Below are 5,269 nucleotides of genomic sequence, written 5' to 3' on the forward strand. Positions count from 1 at the left end.
CGCCGGGTGCGCTGCGGTGGTGCATGATGCCTTCTCCTCAAGACGGTGGTCCGGGCCCTTCGCCCGGGTGCTGATTCGACACTAGGAACCGGCGGCGCGCCGCCGGAATGCGACGAAGGAACCGACCCGCACCCCGCCTCCACCAAAAGAAGGAGACGAGGCGGAACCAGCCGCCCCGATCGGGCTCCGGACTCAACCGGTCGCCTGGGGACGGAACCGAGTGGGGACCTTCACGCCGTCGACCGTAGGGGGCGGCAGGACCGCTCACAACGACTCGGGCCGACTTTCCACCCTGGGTTGCAAGGCCGAGAAGCCATTGCCACCCGAAGGTGGATCCGGTCGGGGGCCTCGGGCGCCCTCTGAGGCGCGAGCGTCTACGACGTGGTCGGCCTGGAGCCGTCCGCAGACCGCTCCGGGGAATCGAACAGACCCGGGGAATCGAGCAGAATCAGGAGCGCACATGATTCTCACCCGATTCATCACCTCCTCCTGGGAGGCGAGGGGCACCGGCGTTCTGCTCGGGCCGACCAGTCGGGTGAGTTCCGGCTCCGCGTCGGCGGGTTCAGTCGGCCGGCGCGAGACCGGTCATGACACCGGGCTCGAGGAAGAAGCCGGGGGCCAGGAGAGCATAGGCCTCGCGCGTCGGCGCGCCGACGACGCCGTCGTGCACGGCGAGGCGGGTGATCCGCCCCAGGACGAGAACCTCGTCCCCCTCGAGGGCGACCTCGCGGTAGAGCTCGCACTCGCAGTAGGCGGGGCATTCGCGCAGGTGGGCGACACCCCCCGACGTCGACTCCTCCGGACTCAGGCCGCTCACGGCCACCCGCTCGTCGCGAGGCGCGTCGGCGACCGCCCGGGCGAGGCGGGCCTGCTCGATCGTGGGGAAGCTGAGCGTGAACCGGCCCGTGCTCACGATGTTGTCGCGGGTGCGGTGTCTGCGCGAGCAGCCCAGGCTCAGAAGCGGGCCGCCGAAGCCGGCCATCTGGATCCAGCTCTTGGGGGCGACGTCGAGCTCGCCCTCCGCCGAACGCGTGAGCGCGTAGACGACCTGGCCGGCGAGCGGCGACGGGTGCCACCGCCACTTGTCGAGCGGCAGGTCGATGAAGGGAACCGCAGCCACGGAGCCATGCTAGGGCGTGTTAGGCAAGTCGTTCGAGCCGGTGACCGACGACGGCGATGCGGGTGGTGGCCCGGTCGGCCCCGACCGGGATCGTGGCGCCGCACCGGCGGGGCGCTCGCCTACGCCGAGGACGCCCGCCCGATCCTGACGATCGTGGCGCCGCACCGGCGGGGGCGCTCACCTCGGCGACCGCCCCCGCCGGGCGAGGCCGAGCGCGATGAGGGCCGACCCCGCGAGCGCCGCCCCGGTCAGTATCAGGCAGTTGAGGTGGAGGGCGGACAGGAACGCGTCGCCGGCCGCGGTGCGCAGCGCCGTCCGCTGGGCGGCCCCGGGGAGCGCGTCGGCGATCTGCTGCGCCGCCATGATCGAATCGCCGGCCGCGGACGGCGCCCCGGGGGTCGTCTCCGCCATCCGACCGCGGTACACGTGGGTGAGGATCGAGCCCAGGACGGCGACGCCGATCGTGCCGCCGATCTCCCGGACGGAGTCGTTCACGCCCGAGGCGACGCCGATCTCGTCGCGGGGCGCGGCGGACAGGATGATGTCGGTGGCCGGCCCCTGGGCGAGCGCCAGCCCCGCCGCCATGAGGACCATGGCGGGCACCATGACCGCCCAGTACGGGTTGGAGGCGTCCGCGAACGACACGATCCAGAAGCCGACCCCCATGAGCGCGATGCCCAGGGGGATGCAGCGTCCGGTTCCCAAGCGCCGGGCCAGCACCGGGGCGAGCGGGGAGCAGGCGCCCATGACGGCCGCGAATGGCAGGATCGCCAGCCCCGCCCGCAGCGCGCTGTAGCCGCGCACCGCCTGGAAGTAGATCGTGATGGCGAAGGTGAAGCCGAACAGGCAGAAGAACGCCAGGCCGATCGCCGCCGTGCACGTCGCCACGCCCGCCGCCCGGAACAGGCTCAGGTCCAGCAGGGGGCGGTCGACCCGTCTCTCCCGGGCGATGAAGGCCCCCGCCAGCGCCGCCGACGCCGCGAGGCCGCCCAGGATCGACGGCGTCGTCCAGCCGATCTGCGGGCCCTCGATGATCGAGCCGACGAGCAGTCCCAGGCAGGCGATGGCCAGCCCCATCCCGACCGCGTCGAACCGGCCCGGGTGGTCGTCCCTGGATTCGGGCACCAGGAGGGGCGAGGCGGCGGCGACGGGCAGCACGATGGCGATGTTGATCCCGAACAGGGACGGCCAGGCGAAGTACTGCAGGAGCAGTCCGCCGACCACGGGGCCCAGCGCGATGCCCAGTCCCGCGGTCGCCGCCCACAGCCCCACGGCCAGGGCGTGGTGCCCGGTGCCGTTGAAGATGGTCGAGATGAGCGACAGGGTCGCCGGGAACACCATTGCGGCGCAGACGCCCAGCAGCGCCCTCATCCCGATCAGCACCGCGATGCTGGTGGTCAGCGCGGAGGCGAGGGAGACGACGGCGAAGCCCAGCAGGCCGATGATCAGGACCCTGCGCCGGCCGATCCGGTCGCCGAGGTGGCCGCCGGGCAGCATGAGCACCGCGAACACGAGGGTGTAGGCGTCGACGATCCACTGCAGCTGCGTGGTGGACGCGCTGAAGGCCCGGCCCAGGGCCGGGATGCCGACATTGATAATGGTGTTGTCCATCACTCCCACGAGCTCTGCCAGGCAGAGCACCACCAGGGCGACGAACCCGCCCCGGGGGCGGGGCGGCGCCGGGGGCCGGGAGGGGGCGCCCGCTCGTGACCGAGCGCCTCGCACCGCTCGTCCGGGGGCGCCCGTCGCCGGGGAGGCGTCTGCTGTCAAGGACATTGTGGTTCCCATCTCTGTGGTCCGGTGGTGCCGGGGTCAAGGCGGTCGCGGCCCGCACTTGTAGATAGTAGCACTATCTAAGGTGTCTTTCACTGGAAGTTTGCCACATACATGTGGATAGTACTACTATCTGCTCATGGCGATGAAAGAGACTCAGAAGGACGGGAGGCCCGCCGGGCGCTCCCGCGGCCGGGGTGCCGGCGCCCGGCGGGCCCGGGGTGGCGCGCGGGATGCGGAGGACGCGCAGGCCGTGCCCGTCTCGGTGCTGTCGCGCAGATCCGGAGTCCCGGTCGCGACGATCAAGTACTACATCCGCGAGGGGCTGATCCGCTCCGATCAGGACCCCGGGGCGGAGGGCGCGCAGGCCGTCGTGGACCAGATCCAGCTCATCCGGGGACTGGTGCACGTCGTCGGACTGTCGATCCGGCAGGTCCGCCAGATCCTGGCGCTGGTGCGCGACCCGGAGCTGAGCCCGGCCGCCCTCATGACCGGCGCGACCGTGACCCTGCCGCTGACGGGGCCCCGGGCCGCCGACGTCGACGAGGCCGAGCTGGAGGGCGCACGCGCGGCCCTGGCCGCCGTCGGGTTCGACGATCTGCCCGACGCGCCGTACGCGACCCAGCTCCTGGCCGCGATCGCCCTGGCCGACGAGTGCGGCATCGGACTGGACGCCGAGCTCCTGGCCGCCTACGCCGGTGCGGCGCGCGCGTGCGCCGCGGCCGACTTCGCCCACCTGCCGCTGGACTCCCCGAGCCGGCAGACGCAGGCCGCGGTGCTGGGCACCGTGATCTACGAGCCCGTCCTCCTCGGGCTGCGGCGCCTGGCCCACCGCGAGCTCGCCGGCCGGCTCCCGTCCTCCAGCCCCCGGGAAGGGGCCCGGGAAGAAGATCAGAAGGAAACTCAGAAGGAAGAAGGCGCTCGTCATGCACAATCCGAATGAGATCCCCGCCGCCGGGCCGGGCACGGTGCCCGCCGCGCAGTACCCGCGCTTCGGCCCGCCGGAGGTGCTGCGCGTCGTGGAGGTCCCCGCCCCGGCGCCCGGGCCGCACGACCTCGTGGTGGAGGTGGCGGCCGTCAGCGTCAACCGGATCGACACCGGCGCGCGGGCCGGCAGGAACAAGTTCCAGACCGGGCGCCGCCTGCCGCAGCCCACGGGCCTGGACTTCAGCGGGAAGGTGGCCGACGTCGGAGCGCAGGTCCGCGGCTTCGAACCCGGGCAGCGCGTGTGGGGGTTCCTCGGCACCGACCGCCTGGGCGAGCAGGGCACGGCGGCGGGCCGGATCGCGGTGGACGCGGACCTGGTCGCACCGGCCCCCGCCTCGCAGGAGCTCGCCGACCTCGCCGCACTGCCCCTGGTCGGGCTCACCGCCTGGCAGGCGCTGGAGGAGCTCGGCGTCGAAGAGGGCTCCCGGCTGCTCATCGCGGGGGGCGCCGGGGGCGTGGGGAGCACCGCCGTCCAGGTGGCCCGGGCGCGCGGCGCGCTCGTGGACACCATCAGCTCGGCGCGCCACGAGGAGCTGCTGAAGCGGCTGGGGGCCGGATTCCGGTTCGACCCGGACGCCGTGGACTGGGCGGCGCTGGCGGGCCGCTACCGGGCGGTGCTCGACACCACCGGGAAGAACCTGCGGTCCCTGCGCCGCGCCGTCGCGCCCGGAGGCCGGATGATCACCATCTCGCCGGCCGGCATCCCCGCGAGCCTGCTCACCAGGATCCTGCCCGGGCCCGCCGTCTCCTTCATGTCGGTGCGCCCCAGCCGCGAGGGCCTGGAGGACCTGGGGGACCTGGTAGAGCGCGGGCGGCTGACCCCGATCATCCGGGAGCGGTTCCCGCTGTCCCAGATCGCCCGGGCCCACGCCCTGGTCGAGACCGGGCACGGCCGGGGCAAGGTCGTCGTCGACATCGACTGACCCGGCCCGGCCCGCGGCGCCCCGACCGGCTGCGGGGCGCCGTCGTGGAATGCGCATCTCGGCGTCCGGGGCGCGGCAGCGCCGGGCGCCGTGGTCCGCGAGATCGTCGGGTAACCGCCGAGCACGTCACTTGACCCGCGAGCACGTCTGCCAGAGTGACGTGCTCGCGGGTTAAGTGACGTGCTCGCGGGTTGGGGTACGATCTCGGGGGTTGAGTGACGTGCTCGCGGGCCGGGGCGCGTCACGGCATGCGAGACGCCGTCCCACCATGCGAGATGCGTTATCGAGGCGAAGCGGGGACGGGGCGCCGGAGCATCTCCCGCCGCCGCCCGGGCCGCCCCCGACGACTGCACCGGCCGATCCCGCCGCGCCCAGCGCCCCACCGCACCCGGGGGACGACTCGGGCGGGCCGTCACAGCCGACCCCCGCGCCCCACCACCCTCAACGACCCCCCGCATCACACCCG

The 5,269-nt window shown here is 73.4% G+C and carries 4 protein-coding genes; 2 read left to right on the top strand and 2 right to left on the bottom strand.

The window, feature by feature from the left end:
- Nucleotides 1-562: 562 nt before the first annotated feature.
- Entirely contained in the window at nt 563-1,120 is a 558-nt protein-coding gene (locus G446_RS0100765; RefSeq protein WP_026408684.1) for a flavin reductase family protein, read from the bottom strand.
- 177 nt (nt 1,121-1,297) lie between these two features.
- Nucleotides 1,298-2,908, bottom strand: a complete 1,611-nt coding sequence (locus G446_RS15125; RefSeq protein ID WP_084778789.1) for an MFS transporter — start codon at nt 2,906-2,908, stop codon at nt 1,298-1,300.
- A gap of 124 nt (nt 2,909-3,032) precedes the next feature.
- Between G446_RS15125 and G446_RS15130 the strand changes: the two genes are divergently transcribed.
- Nucleotides 3,033-3,836 (top strand): MerR family transcriptional regulator, encoded by an 804-nt coding sequence (locus tag G446_RS15130; protein ID WP_084778790.1) that lies wholly within the window; start codon nt 3,033-3,035, stop codon nt 3,834-3,836.
- Nucleotides 3,820-4,803 carry an NADP-dependent oxidoreductase gene (locus G446_RS0100780; protein ID WP_051285521.1) on the top strand — a complete coding sequence of 328 codons (984 nt, stop codon included), beginning with the start codon at nt 3,820-3,822 and terminating at the stop codon, nt 4,801-4,803. Before G446_RS15130 ends, G446_RS0100780 begins: the two co-directional genes overlap by 17 nt.
- The last annotated feature ends 466 nt before the right edge of the window (nt 4,804-5,269 follow it).

The organism is Actinomyces dentalis DSM 19115, from assembly GCF_000429225.1.
Lineage (GTDB): Bacteria > Actinomycetota > Actinomycetes > Actinomycetales > Actinomycetaceae > Actinomyces > Actinomyces dentalis.

Coding starts and splice junctions, on each gene's coding strand:
- G446_RS15125 (WP_084778789.1), bottom strand. CDS start 2,908: ATGGGAACCACAATGTCCTTGACAGCAGACGCCTCCCCGGCGACGGGC.
- G446_RS15130 (WP_084778790.1), top strand. CDS start 3,033: ATGGCGATGAAAGAGACTCAGAAGGACGGGAGGCCCGCCGGGCGCTCC.
- G446_RS0100780 (WP_051285521.1), top strand. CDS start 3,820: ATGCACAATCCGAATGAGATCCCCGCCGCCGGGCCGGGCACGGTGCCC.